The sequence below is a fragment of the Enterobacter cloacae complex sp. S2 genome, from assembly GCF_015159675.1.
Lineage (GTDB): Bacteria > Pseudomonadota > Gammaproteobacteria > Enterobacterales > Enterobacteriaceae > Enterobacter > Enterobacter intestinihominis.
The window spans coordinates 1-20,601 of the sequence record NZ_JADDTS010000040.1; the positions used below are offsets into that span (position 1 = coordinate 1).

Sequence of the window (20,601 nt, forward strand, 5' to 3'; positions counted from 1 at the left end):
CCAGAGGGGAGAGGGTGAAAACCGCATCGAGCAGTTTGTAGGCCGGGTAAGGCAACGCCGCCACCCGGCAAAACAGGCTACGCCAGATCCGCCCCGTTACTCGCAATCACCTTCTTATACCACCAGAACGATTTCTTGCGTTTTCGATCCAGCGTGCCGTTCCCGGCGTCGTCGCGGTCGACGTAGACAAACCCGTAGCGCTTGCTCATCTCGCCCGTTGAGGCCGAGACCAGGTCAATGCAGCCCCAGGTGGTGTAGCCCAGCAGCGGCACGCCGTCCTCAATCGCGTCACCCATCGCACGGATATGCTCGCGCAGGTAGCTGATGCGGTAGTCGTCGTTGATCTCGCCGTTTTCATCAATGACGTCCTTCGCCCCGAGGCCGTTTTCCACCAGGAACAGCGGCTTCTGGTAGCGGTCATACATCATGTTCATGGTGATGCGCAGCCCGAGCGGGTCGATGCCCCAGCCCCACTCGCTCACCTGAATATGCGGGTTGCGCAGGGACTTCACGATGTTCGCCGCGCTGGTGTTGCCCGCGTTCATATCCGCCGACGCGCAGCGCGAGGCGTAATAACTGAACGAGACAAAGTCGACGGTGTTTTTCAGCAGGTCGTCGTCGCCGGGGTCTTTCACAATCACCACCCCTTTCTCGCGGAACACGCGGGCGGAGTAGGCCGGATAGCTGCCGCGCGCCTGCACGTCGATAAAGAACAGGTTCTCGCGGTCTTTCTCCAGTGCCATCCACACGTCTTCCGGCTTGCAGGAGTAGGGGTAGAAGTTACCGCCCGCCAGCATGCAGCCGACCTGGTTTTCCGGGTTCACCTCGTGGGCGATTTTGGTCGCCAGCGCGCTCGCCACCAGCTCGTGGTGCGCGGCCTGGTATTTCACCTGGTCTTCGTTTTCCCCTTCCTCAAACACCAGCCCCGCGCCGGAGAACGGGCTGTGCAGCATGATGTTGATTTCGTTGAAGGTCAGCCAGTATTTCACCAGCCCGTTAAACGCCTCGAAGCAGGTGCGGGCGTAGCGGGCGAAGAAATCCACCATCTTACGGTTGCGCCAGGAGCCGTACTCCGTCACCAGGTGCATCGGCACGTCGAAGTGGCAGAGCGTTACCAGCGGCTCGATGTTGTACTTTTTACACTCCTCGAACACCGCGCGGTAGAAGGCAATGCCTTCCTGATTCGGCAGCGGTTCGTCGCCGTTCGGGTAGAGGCGGCTCCAGGCAATCGAGGTGCGGAACACCGTAAAGCCCATCTCCGCCATCAGGGCAATGTCTTCTTTGTAACGATGGTAAAAATCAATCGCCTCGTGGCTCGGGTAAAATTCGTCGTCACGCAACGAAAACCGTTTTTCCTTGCCGACTTTTACCGCCAGACGGTTTGCGCCGTGGGGGATCATATCGACCGTCGTCAGTCCTTTGCCGCCTTCACGGTAAGCACCTTCACTCTGGTTGGCGGCAAGCGCGCCGCCCCATAAAAATCCTTGTGGAAAAACAGACATTCTTACCTCGCTTTCAGTTTATGCTTCTGCTGCTTTGTTCTGTACCGGTGCGGTTTGCAGGGCGCGTGCTTTTTCGGCTTCGTCTTCTACCGGGATATCTTCAAACCCTAACAGCAGGGTCAGCACGAACGACAGCACCACCGCCAGACCCATCACGCCAAACACCCAGACGATGGTCATCGGGTTGGCCGGGTCGAAGAACTGCACGCTGGTGAACAGCCCCGGCGCCGCCATGGAGTGGCTGGCAAGACCGGCCATGCCGGCCACCGCGCCGCAGATAAAGCCGCTGATCAGGCTCGCAATCAGCGGACGCTTCAGGCGTACCGCCACGCCGTACAGCGCCGGTTCAGAGATCCCCGCCATGATGGCGGAGGCCGCCGCCGCCAGCGCCGTCTGGCGCAGCTCCGGGTTTTTGGTTTTCCACGCCACCGCCAGCGATGAACCGCCGAGTGAGAGGTTGGCGCCGATTTCCGACGGCATCACCATCCCTTCTTTGCCCGTTTCGGCAATGGTCTGGATGATGGTCGGCGTAAACACGCGGTGCATCCCGGTCATCACCAGCAGCGGCCACAGCGCGCCCATAATGGCAACGGAGAGCCAGCCCAGATAGCCGTGAATGGTGTAGACCAGCGCGGAGATGGCGCTACCGATCCAGATCCCGAGCGGGCCAATCAGCACGATGGCGAGCGGGGCGGCAATCAGCACGATCAGCATCGGCTTGAGGAAGTTTTTGGTCACCGCCGGGGTGATGCGATCCACCCAGCGTTCGATATACGACAGGCACCAGGTCATCACCAGGGCCGGGATAACGGTATAGGTGTATTTCACCGCCGTCACCGGAATTAAGGCAAATTCTACATGCTCGCCCTGCGCCGCTTTCGCCATCAGCTCGATAAAGCTCGGGTGAACCAGTACGCCCGCAATGGCTATCGCCAGGGACATGTTGGTTTTGAACTTCACCGCTGCGGAAGCCGCCACCATCAGCGGCAGGAAGAAGAACGCGCCATCGCCGATAACGGTCAGGATCGTCAGCGTCGGGTCACCTTTGCCCAGCACGCCGGTCATCTCAAGGATCATCGCCAGCAGCTTGACCATCGACCCGCCGATGATCGCCGGGATCAGCGGAGACATGGTGCCGATCAGCGCGTCGAGGATCCCGGCGCCAATCCGGCGCAGCGTAAGCTTCTGTGGACCTTCCGCTACGGCAGGTTGCAGGTTGGCGGGCAGCAGGCTCACCACTTCACGGTATGCCTGGGACACGGTGTTGCCGATGATCACCTGGCACTGATTGTCGTTGCGCACCACGCCGAGCACGCCGCTAGTGCTTTTCAGACGCGCGGCGTCGGTAAGGCTTTCGTCTTTCAGAACGAAGCGCAGGCGCGTCATGCAGTGGGTGACGGCGACGATGTTCTCATTACCGCCCAGCGCGCTAACCACGTCATTTGCCAGCGCAGCGTAATTTTTTGCCATCGGATGTGATCCTGTTATCGTTGTGAGAAGTGTAGGAAACCGGTTTCACATAATCATCATGAGTTTCTTTTAATGAAACAAGATCACTTTTTATGCATTTTTTCGTTTCGTGATGACGATCACTCGTGGCCGTAAAAAGCGTGATAACGCCGCTGCGACAATTTTTCTGCGGTGAAGTACACTGCGGCTCATCGGTTTTGAATGGAATAACACTATGACCACGATGCTGGAAGTGGCGAAGCGGGCAGGCGTGTCGAAAGCGACGGTCTCCCGGGTGCTGTCGGGGAACGGTTACGTCAGCCAGGAGACGAAAGACCGCGTGTTTCAGGCCATCGAAGAGAGCGGGTATCGCCCCAATCTGCTGGCGCGAAACCTGGCGACCAAACGCACCCAGACCCTGGGGCTGGTGGTGACAAACACCCTGTACCATGGGGTCTACTTTAGCGAGCTGCTGTTTAACGCCGCGCGGATGACGGAAGAGAAGGGGCGTCAGCTGATCCTGGCGGACGGCAAGCACAGCGCCGAAGAGGAGCGCGAGGCGATCCAGTACCTGCTCGACATGCGCTGCGACGCGGTGATCATCTACCCGCGTTTTCTGAGCGTGGAAGCGCTGGACGAAATTATTGAGAAATGCGAGCAGCCGATTATGGTGCTCAACCGCCGTTTGCGGAAAAACAGCAGCCACAGCGTCTGGTCCAATCATAAAGCGTCGTGTCAGGACGCAGTATCGCAGTTGATCGCGAAAGGCCACCGGGAGATTGCGTTTATCACCGGTTCGCTGGATTCCCCCACCGGCGTGGAGCGTCTTTCCGGCTACAAGGACGCGCTGGCGCAGCACGGCATTGCCCTGCGTGACGCGCTGATCGCCGAAGGGAAGTGGAGCCCGGCCAGCGGCGCGGCGGCGGTCTCTCAGCTGCTCACCCGCGGCGAAACGTTTACCGCCCTGGTGGCGAGTAACGACGATATGGCGATTGGCGCCATCAGGCAGTTGCACGAGAGCGGCGTCGCCACGCCGGGCGCGGTGTCCGTCATCGGCTTTGACGACGTGGCAATCGCGCCCTATATCGTGCCGTCCCTCTCCAGCGTGCGTATTCCGGTAACGGAGATGATCCAGGAGACCATCAGCCGCCTGATCTTCATGCTCGACGGCGGTGAGTTTAAGCCTCAGCAAACTTTTTCCGGCGAGCTTATCCTGCGCGGCTCCGTCATTGACGGCCCGCATCGCTGACGTCGACATCTGTCATCGTCACAAATGACGATGACAGATCCTCTTCTTTTTTATTTATCTTCAAAATCAATGCATTAAATATTGGCACGGTTTATGAATAGCTTCGCGCATAACAGTTATGCCGGAGAAGCAGATGAACCGTTTTATTATGGCCGATGCCAGCAAATGCATTGGTTGCCGTACCTGTGAAGTGGCGTGCGTGGTGTCCCATCAGGCGGAGCAGGATTGCGCCTCCCTGACCCCCGACACCTTCCTGCCGCGCATCCACGTCATTAAAGGCGTGAATATTTCCACCGCCGCTATCTGTCGCCAGTGCGAAGACGCGCCGTGCGCCAACGTCTGTCCGAACGGGGCGATTAAGCGCGAGAAAGGCTTCGTGCATGTGATGCAGGAGCGCTGCATCGGGTGCAAAACCTGTGTGGTGGCGTGTCCGTATGGCGCGATGGAGGTGGTCGTTCGCCCGGTGGTGCGCAACAGCGGTATCGGGCTGAGTGTGCGCGCGGAGAAAGCCGAAGCCAATAAATGTGACCTCTGCTACCACCGCGACGCCGGTCCGGCGTGTATGGAAGCCTGTCCGACGCATGCGCTGGTCTGCGTCGATCGCGACAAGCTCGAACAGATGAGTGCCGAAAAACGCCGCCGTGCGGCGTTCGACACCTCGTCATCGCTGCTGTTTTAAGCTGCAATGCGCGTTAACGGCGTACAGCTTCGGGTGCGCGGCAAGGTGCAGGGGGTAGGATTTCGTCCCTTCGTCTGGCAGCTTGCACACCAGCTGGGGCTGGCGGGCGACGTGTGCAACGACGGAGAGGGTGTCCTGGTGCGTCTCGCGGGTAGTGGGGGTGACTTTACCGCGAGACTGCGCCAGGACTGCCCACCGCTGGCGCGCATCGATCGCGTTGAAACGCAGCCGTACAGTTGGAATACGCTGCCGGACGAGTTTGTCATCCGCCACAGCGAGAGCGGGGCGATGGACACGCAAATCGTCCCGGATGCCGCCACCTGTCCCGCATGCCTGGCGGAGATGCGCGATCCGCGCGAGCGCCGTTATCGCTACCCGTTTATCAACTGCACCCACTGCGGACCGCGGTTTACCATTATCCGCGCCATGCCCTATGACCGCCCGGCCACGTCAATGGCGCCTTTCCCGCTCTGTGTGCCCTGTGAAACGGAGTACCGCAACCCGGCTGACCGGCGTTTTCACGCTCAGCCGGTGGCCTGCCCGGACTGCGGGCCGCAGCTGGAGTGGCAAGCCGGGGATGCTGCCACCACCCGCGAATCGGCGTTAAGCGCGGCGGTGGAGAGATTGAAAAACGGCGGGATTGTGGCGGTCAAAGGGCTGGGCGGATTTCACCTGGTCTGCGACGCGCTTAACCCACAGGCGATTCGGAAATTGCGGGCACGCAAGCAGCGCCCGACCAAGCCGCTGGCGGTGATGATCCCGCATGCGAACGATCTGCCGGAGGCCATCCAGACGCTGTTACGTTCACCCGCTGCGCCGATTGTGCTGACGCCAAAAGCCTGCCTTCCTGCGTTTCCTGAGGAGATTGCGCCGGGGCTGAATACAATTGGCGTGATGCTACCTGCGAACCCGCTCCAGCATTTGCTGATGTTGGACTGCCAGCGCCCGCTGGTGATGACCTCCGGCAACCTCAGCGGTCATCCACCCGCCATAAGCAACCAGCAGGCGCTGGAAGAACTCAGTGACGTCGCTGACGGCTTCCTGCTGCACAACCGCGATATTCTTCAACGGATGGATGATTCCGTAATGGATCGGGACGGTGCGATGCTGCGTCGCGCACGCGGTTTTGTGCCGGATGCCATCACATTGCCCGCCGGATTCCGCGACATCTCGCCCATGTTATGCACCGGCGCGGAGATGAAAAATACCTTCTGCCTGGTACGTGGCAACCAGGCGGTGCTGAGCCAGCATTTTGGCGATCTGAGCGACGAGGGCGTAGAGGCGCAGTGGCGCAGTGCGCTCTCGACGATGCAGGACATCTACGCCTTCCAGCCTGAGCGCGTGGTGTGCGATGCCCATCCGGGATATCACGCCCGACAGTGGGCCCGGGCGCAGGCGCTGCCCGTTGAGACCGTGCTGCATCATCATGCGCATGCAGCAGCGTGTCTGGCGGAGAATGGCTGGCCGCTCGACGGCGGGGATGTTATTGCCCTGACGCTGGATGGGATCGGTATGGGTGAGAACGGCGCGCTGTGGGGCGGCGAGTGCCTGCGGGTGAACTATCGCGACTGCGAACGGCTGGGCGGTCTGCCAGCCGTTGCGCTGCCGGGGGGCGATCTGGCGGCAAAACAGCTGTGGCGCAATTTGCTCGCCCACTGTCTGGCGTTCGTACCTGACTGGCAGCAGTACCCGGAAACAGAGGCGGTACAGCGTCAAAACTGGCCGCTGCTGGCAACGGCAGTGTCGCGCGGTATCAATGCGCCGCGGGCCTCCTCCTGTGGTCGTCTGTTTGACGCCGTGGCCTGTGCGCTGGGCATTGAAACGCAACGCTATGAGGGCGAAGCCGCGTGCCGGCTGGAGGCGCTGGCCGAACGCTGTGCAGGGGTTGATCATCCGGTGACGCTCAAGACGGATAACCTTGCGCTGTTCTGGCAGCAGTGGCTGGCCTGGCGGGCGGAGCCCGGAGAGCGCGCCTGGGCCTTTCACGATGCGCTGGCAAAAGGGCTGAGCGAACTGGCGGCAACGCATGCCCGCCGACGGTCGCTCTCTACGGTGTGCTTCAGCGGAGGTGTCCTTCACAACCGCCTGCTACGCGCGCGCTTTCGTCATTACCTTTCTGATTTCACGCTTCTTTTTCCTTCGCGCCTGCCCGCAGGCGACGGAGCGATCTCCTTCGGGCAGGCGGTGGTTGCTGCCGCCCGATTATGTTCACAAAGGATTTAAAATGTTACGACTTTTACGCAATGAACCTCGTGCAGCGTGCCTGCTGCTGGCTCTGGTGATGGCTAACCTGCTGGCCTGGGGGCTGGCGTGGCACACCTTTAGCGGCAGTACGGCGCTGATGGCGGCCAGCCTGCTGGCCTGGTGTTACGGACTGCGTCATGCGGTGGATGCCGACCATATCGCCGCGATTGATACCGTGACGCGTAAGATGATGCAGCAGGGCAAGCGCCCGTCCGGCGTGGGCGCATGGTTTTCCCTCGGACACTCCACCATCGTGGTGCTGGCCTCCATTGCCATCGCCGCCACCGCCACGGCGTTTCAGAAAAATATGGAATGGTTCCACGAAACCGGCAGCCTGATTGGCACCGCCGTCTCCGCCACCTTCCTGCTGGCGATGGCGCTGGTGAATATGGTGATCCTGCGCGGCGTCTGGCGCAGTTTTCAGGCACTGAAACACGGCAGGCCGGTGCAGGGGGACATCACGCTGCCTGCACAGGGTGGCGTCATGAACTGGCTGTTTGGCAAAACCTTCCGCCTCGTCAATAAAAGCTGGCAGATGTACCTGGTCGGTTTCCTGTTCGGCCTGGGGTTCGACACCGCCACCGAAATCGGCGTGCTGGGGATCTCCGCCGCCAGCGCCTCCAGCGGGATGTCGGTGTGGTCGATCATGATCTTCCCGGCGCTCTTCGCCAGCGGCATGGCGCTGGTGGATACGCTCGATAACCTGCTGATGGTGGGCGCCTACGGCTGGGCGTTTAACAAGCCGCAGCGCAAGCTGTACTACAACATGACCATCACCGGCACTTCGGTGGTGGTGGCGCTGTTTATCGGCGGCCTGGAAGCGCTGGGTCTGCTGATGGACAAGTTCGCCCTCAGCGGTGGCGTATGGGATCTGATTGGCGCGGTGAACGATAACCTGGGCGATGCCGGGTTTGTGGTGGTCGGGCTGTTTGTCGCCTGCTGGCTGATCTCAATGGCGAACTATCGCTGGCGCGGTTATGACGCGCTGGTGGTGCGGTCCTGAACCACGCAGCCCTGTTTTTGCCCGGCGGCGCTACGCTTGCGCGGGCCTACAAGGTTTGCCGTTATGGTGTTGAGTAGGCCGGGTAAGCGGAGCGCCACCCGGCATGACGAGGGTTAAGCAGGTAACGATTTCAGCAGCGCGAAGGCCTCCTTCATTCTGTCTTCGCTGACGACAAAGGCGCGCATCTGACCGACAGTATCGGTGCCGCGAGCTACCATGCCCTGAGCCGAAAGGATAATCTCCCAGTTCAGATCCTGACGCTGCGTTTCACCTGCGAGATGCAGCGGTAGTTCCGGCGTTTTTACCTTCACCAGCATGGCGGGTAATTTCACCGGGGCGTTGCCGCCGAGCAGGTTTTTCGCCAGGAACATGGCGCTCAACTGAATCGGTTGCAGGAACGGCAGCACCTGGCCGTTAATTTCCGCGCAGTCGCCCAGGGCATAAATGTCCGGCTGGGTGGTTTGCAGGTAGCTGTCTACCTTCACGCCGCGATTGATCTCTGCGCCTGCGCGGTGCGCCAGCGCGGTTTCCGGGCGCAGCCCCGTCGCCGCAATAACCACATCCACTTCCACCCTGCGGGTGCGGTCGAGCGTCGCACAAATGCCGGTTTCGGTTTTGCTCAGGCTCTGCAACTGCGATTTCAGCAGCAGATGCACGCCCATGTCGGTCAGACGATGCTGTAAGCGACTGCTTACTTCTGCCGGCATCAGCGCTGACAGAATGCTGGCCGCGTGGTCAACCAGGGTGACGGATTTTCCCGCCCGGCAGAAGTCCATCGCCAGCTCGGTGCCAATCAGCCCGCCGCCGACAATCATCACCCGCATGGCGTCGCGTAACAGGGTCTCGCTGGCCTGATACTCCTGCTGACTGTTGAGCGTGACCATCAACTCGCGGCCCTCAACCGGCGGCACAAACGCAGATGCCCCCGTCGCCAGCACCAGCTTGTCGTACTGCCAGGTTTTATCTTTCGCGTTCACCACGTGGGCGTCGGCGTCGATATCGGTGACCCAGGTGTACGGAAACAGACGCAGATTAAATTGTTCTGCAAACTCCCCCGCCGTCTGGCGGGTGAGATCGTCGGCGCGCTGATTCTGGCTAATGACGTGGCTTAAATCAGGCTTGTTGTACTCATCCATGCTGTCGGCGGCGATCACCGTTAACGGCACGTTAGCATCCTGTTTGCGGATATTTTTCACCAGCTGGCGGGCGGCAAAGCCCGAGCCGATAATGACGATGCCGTGGCTCATTTTGCCTCCGTTGCCAGTTCATCAAAGACGTCTTTTCCGAGGGAACATTCCGGGCAGAGGAAGTTGTCCGGCACCTCGCTCCACGGTGTACCCGGCGCGACATCCTGCAACGGCTCGCCCAGCTCAGGATCGTAAATCCACTGGCAGACGCTGCACTGCATGCAGGGGCCGAGGTCGGCAGCGGCAGGAGCGGCTTCTGCTACGGCTTCCGGCGCAGCAGCCGCGGCGGGTGCGGTTTCCGGCAGCGGCGCAAGCGCCCACTGGCGGGCAATGTCGCGACCGTGCTGGCGACAGATTTCCAGCGCGTCGAGATCCGGACGCCATTTCGCCTTCAGGCTCAGGGACATCTCAAAACCGGCATCCTGTAAACGGGTGGAGAGACGGTCTACCGCGCCGCCGCTCCAGCCGTGTGAACCAAAGGCGCTGGCGCGTTTGTTACGGAAGCGCAGGCCGGTCATCTCTTCCACCAGTCCGGCAATTTTCGGCATCATCACGTTATTCATGGTGGAGGTACCCACCAGCACGCCTTTGGAGCGGAAGACGTTGGTCAATACCTCATTCTTATCGCTGCGCGCCACGTTGAAGATTTTCACTGCCACGTTCGGGTCCACTTCGTTGATGCCCTGGGCAATGGCGTCCGCCATCATGCGGGTGTTGTTGGACATGGTGTCGTAGAAGATGGTGATGCGGTCTTCCTGATAGTCCGCCGCCCACTTCAGGTACAGCTCGACGATCTGGGTCGGATTTTCACGCCATACCACGCCGTGGGAGGTGGCAATCATATCCACCGGCAGGTTGAAGCCGAGGATCTCGGTGATTTTTGGCGTGACCAGACGGCTGAACGGCGTCAGGATGTTGGCGTAGTAGCGCTGGCACTGTTCGAACAGCTCGGTCTGATCCACTTCGTCGTTGAACAGACGTTCGTCGCAGTAGTGCTGGCCGAAGGCGTCGTTGCTGAACAGCACCGCGTCACCGGTCATGTAGGTCATCATGCTGTCCGGCCAGTGCAGCATTGGGGTTTCCACGAAGATCAGCTGTTTGCCGTTGCCGATATCCAGCGTGTCGCCGGTTTTTACAGTGTGGAAGTTCCACTCTGGATGGTGGTGGTGGCCGTTGATGGAGTCAATGGCATTGGTGGTGCAGTAGATCGGGGTATCCGGAATGTGGGACATCAGCTCGGTCAGCGCCCCGGCGTGATCCTCTTCCGCGTGGTTGATGATGATGTAGTCGATGTCATTCAAATCGATTTCGCTGCGCAGGTTCTGCACGAACTCGCGGCTGAATTTGTGATCGACGGTATCGATCAGGACGTTTTTACCTTCGCGAATGAGATAGCTGTTGTAGCTGCTGCCGCGCAGCGTTTTGTATTCCGTCCCGTGAAAATCACGTACTTCCCAGTCACGTTGACCCACCCAATGAATGTTATTTTTAACCAGAATAGACATAGCAACCTCAACTTAATACGGCGTTTTCAAATAAGATGACTGTCATATATCAAGTTGCGTGCCAGTTTTTTAACTCATTGAAAATAATGTATTTATATTTTTATTCTCCCTAATAGGTAGTCATTTTGACTATCTTAAAAATTGTCAATATGACACTATGTGTTGTCAAATTGACAGTGAGGCAGAGATGAGCTTTTCCGTAGATGTGCTGGCGAAGATCGCCATAGAACTGCAAACCGGTATCGGTCATCAGGACCGCTTTCAGCGGCTGATCTCCACGTTGCGCCACGTGCTGGATTGCGATGCCTCGGCGCTGCTGCGTTACGAAGGGCGGCAGTTTATTCCGCTGGCTATCGACGGTCTGGCGAAGGACGTACTCGGGCGGCGCTTTACCCTGGAGGGCCACCCGCGTCTGGAAACCATCGCCCGTGCGGGTGATGTGGTGCGTTTCCCGGCAGACAGCGATCTGCCCGATCCGTACGACGGCCTGATCCCCGGCCAGGAGAGCCTGAAGGTGCACGCCTGTATCGGCCTGCCGCTGTTTGCCGGGCAGAACCTGATTGGCGCGTTAACCCTCGATGGCATGTCGCCGGATCAGTTCGATACCTTCAGCGACGAAGAGCTACGGCTGATTGCCGCGCTGGCGGCCGGGGCGCTGAACAACGCCCTGCTGATAGAACAGCTGGAGAGCCAGAATATTCTTCCGGGTAGCCCGACGGCGTTTGAGCAGGTGGCGCACACCGAAATGATCGGACTTTCGCCGGGCATGGCGCAGCTTAAAAAAGAGATTGAGATTGTCGCCGCGTCTGATTTGAACGTGCTGATCTTCGGGGAGACCGGCACCGGTAAAGAGCTGGTGGCGAAAGCGATCCACGAAGCCTCGCCCCGTGCGGTGAACCCGCTGGTGTATCTCAACTGCGCGGCGCTGCCGGAAAGCGTGGCGGAAAGCGAGCTGTTCGGACACGTCAAAGGGGCCTTTACCGGGGCGATCAGCAACCGCAGCGGCAAGTTCGAAATGGCTGATAACGGCACGCTGTTCCTCGATGAAATTGGCGAACTCTCCCTTTCGCTCCAGGCCAAACTGCTGCGGGTGTTGCAGTATGGCGATATTCAACGCGTGGGTGACGATCGCAGCTTACGCGTGGATGTGCGCGTGCTGGCGGCGACGAACCGCGATCTGCGCGAAGAGGTGCTGGCGGGCAATTTCCGCGCCGATCTGTTCCACCGTCTGAGCGTGTTCCCGCTCACGGTGCCGCCGCTGCGCGAGCGGGGCGATGATGTGGTGCTGCTGGCGGGCTTTTTCTGCGAACAGTGTCGGCACAAAATGGGGCTTTCCCGCGTGGTGCTAAGCCCCGGCGCGAGGACGCACCTGCTGAGCTACGGCTGGCCGGGTAACGTGCGTGAACTGGAACATGCGATTCACCGCGCGGTGGTGCTGGCGCGGGCTACGCGTTCGGGGGATGAAGTGGTTATCCATGCGCGCCATTTCGCGCTGCATGAGGAAACGACGCCGTCCGTGAAGCCAGTGATACCTGAGAGCGTGAACGAAAACCTGCGCGAGGCGACGGATGCGTTCCAGCGTCAGATGATCACCCGCGCCCTGGAGCAGAATAACCGCAGCTGGGCGGCATGCGCGCGGGCGCTGGAGATGGACGTCGCCAACCTTCACAGGCTGGCGAAACGTCTGGGGCTTAAGGGCTAAATAATCCCCGCCTGGTAGAAGTCTTGCAGGTTGATCGCGCCGCACAGCCTGCCGTGCTCGTCCACCACCGGCGCAGCGGTGATTTTGCGCTTCATCAGCACCTCTTTGGCTTCAATGGCGCGGCTGTCGGCATTCAGCGTCAGCCCGCCCCGGGTCATTGCTTCGGATACCCGCGCCTCCAGCTTGCCGCCGCCCACCAGCCAGCGGCGCAGGTCGCCGTCGGTGAAGACGCCCTTCACCTGGCGGTCGTTGTCGCATACCGCAACCAGCCCCAGCCCGGTGCGGCTCAGCTCCAGCATGGCGTCCATCACGCTGGTGTCGAGTTTGACCTGAGGAATGGCATCGTCCGTGCGCATCAGATGGTGAACCTTGTTGAGCAGACGTGCCCCAAGCGCGCCAGCAGGATGGGAACGGGCGAAATCCTCTTCGTTAAAGCCGCGCGCCTGCATCACCGCCATCGCCAGCGCGTCGCCCATCATCAGCGTGTTGACGGTGCTGGAGGTCGGTGCCAGGTGCATCGGGCAGGCTTCGCGCTCAACGGAAATATCCAGCGTTGCTTTCGCGGCCAGCGCCAGCGGCGAACGGGATTTGCCGGTCATCGCTAACAGGGCTACCGATTTTTCTTGCAGGCGAGGGATGATGAGATCCAGCTCTTTGGCTGAACCGGAGTAGGAGATAAACAGCATCACGTCGCGGCTTTCGATCATCCCCAGATCGCCGTGCAGCGCTTCGGCAGGATGCACGAAGAACGCCGGAGTGCCGGTGCTGGCAAGCGTCGCGGCAATCTTCTTGCCGATATGACCGGATTTACCGATACCCGCCACGATCACTTTGCCCTCGCAGTGGATAATGGTGTTGGCTGCACGAACAAAATCCTCACCCAGACGCTCCGGCAGGCGGCTGGCTTCCTGTAGCTCCAGCAGCAGAGTCTGGCGGCCTGCGTTTAACAGAAAATCACTCATTTTTCTCTCCGGTTACGATCACGTCGATGCCCTTCGCTTCCAGCGCTTTTTTAAATGCCGGATCGATACCTGCGTCGGTAATCAGCTTATCGACGCTTTCAAGGCTACAGACAATGTTGGGGCTTTTACGGCCAAACTTCGACGAGTCCGCCATCAAAATCACTTCCCGCGCGGCGTTGCACATCGCTTTGCTGACGCTGAACACCTCGTTGAAGGTGGTCACGCCCGCGTTGAGGTCGATGCCGTCCGTGCCCATAAACAACTTATCGAAGCTGAAGTGGTCGAAGGCATTCTCCGCCAGCTGCCCGTGAAACGACGCGGATTTTTTACGGAAGGTGCCACCGGGCATCAGGATGGTCTGCTCGCTGTCGAACTCTGACAGGGCATTGACGATGTGCAGGCTGTTGGTCATCACGGTGATGTTATTAAAGCGGCTGAGCAGCGGGATCATCTGCAGGACGGTACTGCCAGCGTCGAGGATGATGGAATCGCCGTCCTGGATAAATTTGACCGCAGCTTCGGCAATCAGCGCTTTCTGGTGCGTATTAATCAGCGTCTTGTGATCGATAGGCGGGTCGGCTTCGTCTTTATTGAGCACCACGCCGCCGTAGGTACGAATGACGGCGCCGGAGTTTTCGAGCAACACCAGGTCCTTGCGTATTGTCGTGCCGGTGGTGTCAAAGTAGTGGGCCAGATCCTCTACCGAGCACTTTCCCTGCTTTTGCAGATGCTCAAGTATGGCCGCCTGCCGCTGACGTGGTTTCATAGGCGCTTCGTTCCTTACGTTGCGAAATGATAATTCCGCAAGTTTATAACTTTCACAACGAAATTATCCATGTTTCAGATTAAGCGCTAATGATAGTGCATTCTGACAGAGTGAATCATGGGGGAAGATCACATCAGGTTGTAATTCATGCAGCAAAATGCCGTTGATCGCCTGGATTTTCACCGGGCGGGCAAAGACGGTCATGCCGCGCATGATGAGGGAATCGCAGACCTTATTGTTTTCATCCAGCGCAACAGCGACGACAACCCGCGGTTTGAAGCGTCCGCCGGAACGCCCGACGCCCACACGGCCTTTCTGGCACAGGGCGTCAAAGGCGCGGTTAAACTGATGGATTTGCCAGCCGCCAAACGCCATCTGGCAGATCCAGGCGAGGGCGGCGAAGGTGATTAATGCGGTTACCATATCGGCTCCTTGTTTTGTTCCCTCTCCCGGTGGGAGAGGGTTAGGGTGAGGGCATCAGGCCGCTCGATCAGAACATCACCTGCCCACCGGTGACGTTAATCGACTGCCCGGTGCAGTACGAGGCTTTCGGGCTGGCGTAAAACAGCAGCATGTTCAGCACGTCCTGATAATCACACCCGCGCTTGAGCGGCACTTTGTCGATGTAGTACTGCTCCACTTCTTCAGCTTTGATGCCGAGCTTGGAGGCGTACTGCGGAAGCAGGGACTGGAACATCGGCGATTTCAACAGGTTACCCAGCATCAGCGAGTGAACGGTGATGCCGTATTCGGCCAGATCCAGCGCCAGAGACTGCGTCAGCCCCACGCCGCCAAACTTCGCCGCGCTGTAGCCGGAGTTGTGCTTGCTGCCCACTTTCCCGGATTTCGAGTTGATCTGAATGATGCGCCCCTGAATACCATCGCGGATCATCAGCCGGGAAAACTCACGGGCGCAGAGGAAATAGCCCACCAGATTCACCTGCAACGAGCGGTCAAAATCCCCCAGTTCGAAATCGCTGATAAAGGCCGCTTTCGCGATCCCCGCGCTGTAGACCAGCAGGTCGATACGCCCAAATATCTCATCTACGCCGCGGGCCAGCGCCATCACGCTCTGCTCGCTGGTGGCGTCGGCACCAAATCCGTACGCCATCCCTTCGCCAAACTCGGTGTTGATGGCGTCCGCCACGCGGGCGGCTTTTTCACTCTGAATGTCCACAACCGCCACGCGGTAACCCTCTGCGGCAAGCCCACGGCAGAGGAACTCGCCTAAGGTTTGTCCCCCACCAATGACAACGGCAACCTGACTCATGTGTTTCTCCTTAATTACGCAACAAATTTTAACGTACAGCCTGGTGTGACAGCCTGCGGAACCGGCCCCTCAACGTGAACCGTGCCGGGATACTCCGCCTGCGGCTGCCCGTCAAAACGCAGGGTGATGTGCCCCAGCTCGCGCAGGTTTTGTTCAGCGACGTCGCCGACGGCGGTCACGGCATAGCGCGCCTCGCCCAGCTCAAGCTGGCTCCCGGCCTTCAGCTCGCCGTTTAGCTCGCCGTGGCAGTGGATAAAGCAAAACTCTTCGATATCCGCAGGCGCCCCTTCGCGGAAGGTGATCAGCATCTGGTCGCTCAGCGCATCGGCTGCGCTCTGGCCGATGCGGGTAATGGTGGTCTGGTAAATCACGGTCATGGCAGGAACCTCTTATTGATAAATAAAGCCGGAGACAAACCAGGCAATCAGCACCGTGGGCGCGCCCGTCAGGAAGCGGCTCACCAGCACGGAGGGGACGCCCACGCGCACGGTGTCCTGACGTGCTTCCGCCAGCGACAGCCCGACGGGGATGAAGTCGCACGCCGCCTGAGCGTTAATGGCAAAAAGGGCAGGCAGAGCGAGGTGCGGGGGAATGTTGTCCAGACCAATCTGTACGCCAATCAGCACGCCGATGACCTGGGCAATCACCGCGCCCGGGCCGAGAAACGGCGACAGCAGCGGGAAGGAGCAGATCAGCGCCAGCGTCACCAGGCCGAGCGGGTGGCTGGCGAGCGGGGCGAGGCCGTGGGCAATCCAGTCGCCGAGGCCGGAGGCCATGATGATACCGATCAGCGCCGAGACGAACGCCATAAACGGCAGAATGGTTTTCAGCACCGTGTCGATGGTGTCGCGCCCGGACTGGAACAGCACCGCCACGGCGGACCCCATCCCCATCCCGACCTTCGCCAGCAGGCCATCGCTCTGCTCGGTGATTTTTTTGCTGGTGTCGTACTCGCGCGGGGCCGCTTTTTGCGGCGCGGATGTGCCATTCACCAGCGTGATGTTGTCCTCCTTCACCCCAGAGACATAAATATCCTCAAGGATGTACTGCGCCAGCGGGCCGGATTTCCCGGTGGAGTGAATATTTACCGTCGGAATGCGGCGCTTCGGATAGATGCCGCAGCGCAGCGTGCCGCCGCAGTCGATCACCGCCACGCCGATTTCCGCTTCCGGCGGTTCGCCTTCCTTGAAGCCGTCGACCGCTTCCCAGCCCGTCAGCTCGTGCAGCCTGTCGACGATCGCCGGGCGCGTGCCCGCGGTGATGTACACAATCTTTTTGCCTTCGGTGGCGTCGAACTCCAGCGGGCCGCCCCAGCCGCCCGTGCCTTTCTCAATGCGGATCCGGTTCATGCTGTGGCTCCTGAAAGATGGACTTTCTGTTCAAGCTGGATGCCCATTTTTTTCTCAAAAATGGCGGTGGTGAGATCCGTCACCCAGCCGCGGAAGAAGTTGGTGACCAGACCGACCAGCAGGTAGCTCACCGCCAGCGGGCCGAGCGGCAGGCCAAGCGTGGTAAGGCCGCTGGCGATCCCGAGATAAACGAACAGCTCGCCGGGGTTGATGTGCGGGAACAGGCCGTTCATGGAATGGCAGCTGTAGGAGGCGGCGGCGTAATAGCTCGGCTTGTACTTCTCTGGCATAAAGCGGCCGAGGCTTAAGGTCATCGGGTTGCAGAACACAAAGGTGCCGATGAAGGGCAGGATCAGGTAGCGGGACAGCGGGTTTCCGGCGCAGCGCTGGGCGAAGCGTTCAATACGCTGCTGGCCGATAAAGTTAATCAGCGCGTTCATGATTACCAGCAGGCTGATCAGCAGGGGCAGGATCCCGGTCACCATGCCGGTGAATACCTCGCCGCCTTTCTGAAAAAGCCCGATGAACCACTCGGCGCCGTGGGTGATGGTTTCTATCATTCTTCTCTCCTGTAGGGCGTTTGTTTTTGTCTGTTCGGGGCTAATAATAATCAAATTGAAAGCTTTTAAAGTGTTAATTAGATCTCACAATGAAAGAAAAATGGATTAATTTGAAAGATAATTGGTGGGGCGAATGATTTTCGATGGAAAAAAGCGCGGATTTGCGTTGGGGAGGTGTGTACCGCTTCCTTGAGGTGTTGCGGATGCTTTACCATACTGGGTTCTTACCGAACTCGTTAAATGGATGCCACATGTTCAAGCGTCGTTATGCAGCGCTGTTACCTGCGCTTATTCTCCTGTCCGCCTGTAGTAGCAAACCCAGGACTGAAGCTGTTCAACAAACGTCGGACGCGCCTTCCGGCGGGTTCCTGCTTGAGCCGCAGCACAATATGATGCAGATGGGCGGCGACTTCGCGAATAACCCTGCGGCCGAACAGTTCATCGATAAAATGGTGAGCAAGCACGGTTTTGATCGCCAGCAGCTGCATGCCATTTTGTCTCAGGCGAAGCGTCTGGACTACGTGCTGCGCCTGATGGACAGGCAGGCGCCGACGGCCCAGGTGCCGACCGGGCCAAACGGGGCGTGGCTGAGCTATCGCAAACAGTTTATTACCCCGGACAACGTGCAAAATGGCGTGGTGTTCTGGAATCAGTATGAAGACGCCCTGAACCGCGCGTGGCAGGTCTATGGCGTGCCGCCGGAGATCATCGTCGGTATTATTGGGGTCGAGACTCGCTGGGGACGCATTATGGGTAAAACCCGCATCCTCGATGCGCTGGCGACGCTCTCCTTCAACTACCCGCGCCGCGCCGAGTATTTCTCCTCTGAACTGGAAACCTTCCTGCTGATGGCGCGAGACGAACAGGACGATCCGTTAGATCTGAAAGGGTCGTTCGCCGGTGCGATGGGCTACGGCCAGTTTATGCCGTCCTCCTATAAGCAGTACGCGGTAGATTTTAACGGGGATGGTCACATCAACCTGTGGGATCCCGAAGACGCCATTGGCAGCGTGGCCAACTACTTCAAAGCGCACGGCTGGACGCCGGGCGGCCAGGTGGCGGTGCAGGCGAACGGCGAGGCGTTTGGTCTGGAAAACGGATTTAAAACCAAATACAGCGTGGCGCAGCTGGCAGCGGCAGGCTTAACGCCGTCTCAGCCGCTGGGCAATGTTGACCAGGTGAGCCTGCTGCGCCTGGATGTCGGAACCGGTTATCAGTACTGGTTCGGGCTGCCGAACTTCTACACCATTACCCGCTACAACCACAGCACGCACTATGCGATGGCGGTGTGGCAGCTGGGGCTGGCGGTGTCTCAGGCGCGTGTGCCAGCAGCGTCACCGTTTAGCCAGTAAGTTACCCCGACGGGTAGGCCGGGTAAGGCAACGCCGCCACCCGGCATGGCTGCCCGCACGGTGCGGCCTGATGCCCTCACCCTGACCCTCTCCCACGGGAGAGGGAAGTTTGCAGAAACATTTCGCCACATTCCCATTTCACTCCCGCCGTTTACATCTTAATCGTCTTTCATTATTGTTATGTTATAACATAATTTTGAATTGAGATGTCCATGTCCCTGTTTTCTCTCTCATCCCCGGTTCGGCTGCTGCTGGCGCTGGTGCTCATTCTGTTTCTCGGCCTGGCCGTGCGCTGGGCGGTGGCGTTGCCATGATCGTGATGAACGACCTGGTGGCGGGTTACGATCGCCAGCCCGTTACGCGCGCACTGTCCGGCGTGATTGAACGCGGGAGCATGACCGCCATCGTCGGGGCCAACGGCTGCGGCAAATCCACGCTGCTGAAAACGCTCGCTGGCTTTCTTCCGCCCGTCAGCGGTACGTTTCGCTGGCAGGGGAGACGTCCGGTGGTGGGCTGGCTGGCGCAGCGTCACGCGCTGGAGGCGCAATTTCCTCTGACCGTGCAGGACGTGGTGAGCATGGGCTGCTGGCCAGAAATCTCGCTATTTGCCGGTTTTCGTCGGGATACCCGCATGCGCATTGCCGGCGCGCTTGAGCGCGTGGGGCTGGCGTCCATGGCGTTATCCACCATCGATGAACTCTCCGGCGGGCAATTCCAGCGCATGCTGTTTGCCCGCGTTTTAGTGCAGCAGGCGCCGCTGGTGATGCTGGACGAACCCTTCACCGGCGTTGATGAAGCGACCTGCAACGTGCTGATGGATCTGATGCTGGAGATGTATATGCAGGGGCAGACCCTGCTGGCGGTTCTGCATGACAGCGAGCGCGTAGCACGTCACTTCCCGCAGACGTTACGTCTGGACGCTGATATTCCCCAATGGAAAACCGAGCGGGTGAGGGTGGCATGATCTGGCATACATTCTTCCAGCCGTTTATTGAGTACGGCTTTATGCGCCGTGCACTGGTGGTTTGCCTGGCGCTCTCCGTCAGCACCACGGCGCTGGGCGTATTCCTTCAACTGCGTCGGATGAGCCTGATGGGGGACGCCCTTTCTCATTCCATTTTGCCGGGTGTCGCGGTGGGCTATCTGCTCAGCGGTATGTCGCTGCTGGCAATGACTGTCGGCGGGTTTATTGCCGGGATCGCCGTTGCGCTGGTGGCCGGGCTGGTCAGCCGCCGCACGCCCCTTAAAGAGGATGCCAGCTTCGCGGGGTTTTACCTGGGTTCCCTGGCGCTGGGCGTCACGCTGGTGTCGCTGCGCGGTTCAAATGTCGATCTGCTTCATCTTCTGTTTGGCTCCATTCTCGCCGTGGATAGCGCGTCAGCCCTGTTCGTGACGGGCGTTTGCATGTTCACGCTCCTCACGCTGGCGATGTTTTATCGTGGGCTGGTCAGCGAAGCGTTCGATACCGCGTGGTTGCAGGTGAACGCGCGCTGGCTGCCCGGGATGTTACACGGTCTGTTTCTGGCGCTGCTGGTGCTCAACCTGGTGGCCGGTTTTCAGGTGCTCGGCACGTTGATGGCCGTCGGGCTGATGATGTTACCCGCCGTGGCGGCACGCTGCTGGGTGCGCACCCTGCCAGGGTTACTTCTGATGGCGGGTATCAGCGGTATTTTTTGCGCGTGGCTGGGCTTAAGCCTTTCCTGGGCAGTGAGTCTGCCCGCCGGGCCCTCCATTGTGCTGACCGCCAGCGCATTGTTCTTTATTTCCGTTTTATTTGGCACGCGCAGCAGGCTGGCGGATAGCCTGCGGGCGCTTTTTTAAC

19 protein-coding genes are annotated in these 20,601 nt (G+C 59.6%); 8 read left to right on the forward strand and 11 right to left on the reverse strand.

The window, feature by feature from the left end; translation table 11 throughout:
• Nucleotides 1-77: 77 nt before the first annotated feature.
• Complete coding sequence (locus IPZ49_RS18400; protein WP_022649158.1) at nucleotides 78-1,502, reverse strand: 6-phospho-beta-glucosidase; 1,425 nt, start codon at nucleotides 1,500-1,502, stop codon at nucleotides 78-80.
• Nucleotides 1,503-1,520: 18 nt separating this feature from the next.
• Nucleotides 1,521-2,972: a PTS cellobiose/arbutin/salicin transporter subunit IIBC gene (gene ascF, locus IPZ49_RS18405; RefSeq protein WP_063146457.1), complete on the reverse strand. Its 1,452-nt coding sequence runs from the start codon at nucleotides 2,970-2,972 to the stop codon at nucleotides 1,521-1,523.
• A 214-nt stretch (nucleotides 2,973-3,186) separates the two neighbouring features.
• On the opposite strand from ascF, the gene IPZ49_RS18410 reads away from it, so the two are divergent.
• The 4 genes from IPZ49_RS18410 (at nucleotide 3,187) to IPZ49_RS18425 (ending at nucleotide 8,126) form a co-directional block, all read left to right on the forward strand.
• Entirely contained in the window at nucleotides 3,187-4,200 is a 1,014-nt protein-coding gene (locus IPZ49_RS18410; RefSeq protein WP_022649156.1) for a LacI family DNA-binding transcriptional regulator, read from the forward strand.
• 133 nt (nucleotides 4,201-4,333) lie between these two features.
• Complete coding sequence (gene hydN, locus IPZ49_RS18415) at nucleotides 4,334-4,879, forward strand: electron transport protein HydN (RefSeq protein WP_017382793.1); 546 nt, start codon at nucleotides 4,334-4,336, stop codon at nucleotides 4,877-4,879.
• Nucleotides 4,880-4,885: 6 nt separating this feature from the next.
• Nucleotides 4,886-7,102 carry a carbamoyltransferase HypF gene (gene hypF, locus IPZ49_RS18420; protein ID WP_063146456.1) on the forward strand — a complete coding sequence of 739 codons (2,217 nt, stop codon included), beginning with the start codon at nucleotides 4,886-4,888 and terminating at the stop codon, nucleotides 7,100-7,102.
• A 1-nt stretch (nucleotide 7,103) separates the two neighbouring features.
• Complete coding sequence (locus tag IPZ49_RS18425; protein WP_045308758.1) at nucleotides 7,104-8,126, forward strand: HoxN/HupN/NixA family nickel/cobalt transporter; 1,023 nt, start codon at nucleotides 7,104-7,106, stop codon at nucleotides 8,124-8,126.
• Nucleotides 8,127-8,239: 113 nt separating this feature from the next.
• Here IPZ49_RS18425 and norW read toward each other — a convergent pair whose 3' ends face one another.
• Nucleotides 8,240-9,373: an NADH:flavorubredoxin reductase NorW gene (gene norW, locus IPZ49_RS18430; RefSeq protein ID WP_063146455.1), complete on the reverse strand. Its 1,134-nt coding sequence runs from the start codon at nucleotides 9,371-9,373 to the stop codon at nucleotides 8,240-8,242.
• Nucleotides 9,370-10,818, reverse strand: coding sequence for an anaerobic nitric oxide reductase flavorubredoxin (gene norV, locus IPZ49_RS18435; protein WP_022649152.1), 1,449 nt, complete (start codon nucleotides 10,816-10,818; stop codon nucleotides 9,370-9,372). Before norV ends, norW begins: the two co-directional genes overlap by 4 nt.
• Nucleotides 10,819-11,005: 187 nt before the next feature.
• Between norV and norR the strand changes: the two genes are divergently transcribed.
• Nucleotides 11,006-12,520: a nitric oxide reductase transcriptional regulator NorR gene (gene norR / locus IPZ49_RS18440; protein WP_032625943.1), complete on the forward strand. Its 1,515-nt coding sequence runs from the start codon at nucleotides 11,006-11,008 to the stop codon at nucleotides 12,518-12,520.
• Here norR and gutQ read toward each other — a convergent pair.
• From gutQ to srlA, 7 genes are all read right to left on the reverse strand, one after another.
• Nucleotides 12,517-13,482, reverse strand: coding sequence for an arabinose-5-phosphate isomerase GutQ (gutQ, locus tag IPZ49_RS18445; RefSeq protein ID WP_023298458.1), 966 nt, complete (start codon nucleotides 13,480-13,482; stop codon nucleotides 12,517-12,519). The genes norR and gutQ overlap by 4 nt on opposite strands.
• The gene (locus tag IPZ49_RS18450) at nucleotides 13,475-14,248 is read right to left on the reverse strand and encodes a DNA-binding transcriptional repressor (protein WP_015571676.1); all 774 of its coding nucleotides are present in this window, start codon (nucleotides 14,246-14,248) and stop codon (nucleotides 13,475-13,477) included. Before IPZ49_RS18450 ends, gutQ begins: the two co-directional genes overlap by 8 nt.
• Before the next feature lie 63 nt (nucleotides 14,249-14,311).
• Nucleotides 14,312-14,671, reverse strand: coding sequence for a transcriptional regulator GutM (gene gutM / locus IPZ49_RS18455; RefSeq protein ID WP_023298457.1), 360 nt, complete (start codon nucleotides 14,669-14,671; stop codon nucleotides 14,312-14,314).
• Between the two features lie 67 nt (nucleotides 14,672-14,738).
• On the reverse strand, nucleotides 14,739-15,518 hold the full coding sequence (srlD, locus tag IPZ49_RS18460; RefSeq protein ID WP_023298456.1) for a sorbitol-6-phosphate dehydrogenase: 780 nt from the start codon (nucleotides 15,516-15,518) through the stop codon (nucleotides 14,739-14,741).
• Between the two features lie 14 nt (nucleotides 15,519-15,532).
• The gene (gene srlB / locus IPZ49_RS18465; RefSeq protein WP_022649147.1) at nucleotides 15,533-15,895 is read right to left on the reverse strand and encodes a PTS glucitol/sorbitol transporter subunit IIA; all 363 of its coding nucleotides are present in this window, start codon (nucleotides 15,893-15,895) and stop codon (nucleotides 15,533-15,535) included.
• Nucleotides 15,896-15,907: 12 nt separating this feature from the next.
• Complete coding sequence (locus IPZ49_RS18470; protein ID WP_063146454.1) at nucleotides 15,908-16,867, reverse strand: PTS glucitol/sorbitol transporter subunit IIB; 960 nt, start codon at nucleotides 16,865-16,867, stop codon at nucleotides 15,908-15,910.
• Nucleotides 16,864-17,427, reverse strand: a complete 564-nt coding sequence (srlA, locus tag IPZ49_RS18475; protein ID WP_003862164.1) for a PTS glucitol/sorbitol transporter subunit IIC — start codon at nucleotides 17,425-17,427, stop codon at nucleotides 16,864-16,866. The genes IPZ49_RS18470 and srlA overlap by 4 nt, the downstream gene beginning before the upstream one ends.
• A 251-nt stretch (nucleotides 17,428-17,678) precedes the next feature.
• Between srlA and mltB the strand changes: the two genes are divergently transcribed.
• The 3 genes from mltB to IPZ49_RS18490 all read left to right on the forward strand — a co-directional run bounded on the left by mltB (nucleotide 17,679) and on the right by IPZ49_RS18490 (nucleotide 20,600).
• Nucleotides 17,679-18,779 carry a lytic murein transglycosylase B gene (gene mltB, locus IPZ49_RS18480; protein ID WP_168927379.1) on the forward strand — a complete coding sequence of 367 codons (1,101 nt, stop codon included), beginning with the start codon at nucleotides 17,679-17,681 and terminating at the stop codon, nucleotides 18,777-18,779.
• Between the two features lie 310 nt (nucleotides 18,780-19,089).
• Nucleotides 19,090-19,743, forward strand: a complete 654-nt coding sequence (locus IPZ49_RS18485; protein WP_063146452.1) for a metal ABC transporter ATP-binding protein — start codon at nucleotides 19,090-19,092, stop codon at nucleotides 19,741-19,743.
• Complete coding sequence (locus IPZ49_RS18490) at nucleotides 19,740-20,600, forward strand: metal ABC transporter permease (protein ID WP_063146451.1); 861 nt, start codon at nucleotides 19,740-19,742, stop codon at nucleotides 20,598-20,600. The genes IPZ49_RS18485 and IPZ49_RS18490 overlap by 4 nt, the downstream gene beginning before the upstream one ends.
• Nucleotide 20,601 lies beyond the last annotated feature (1 nt).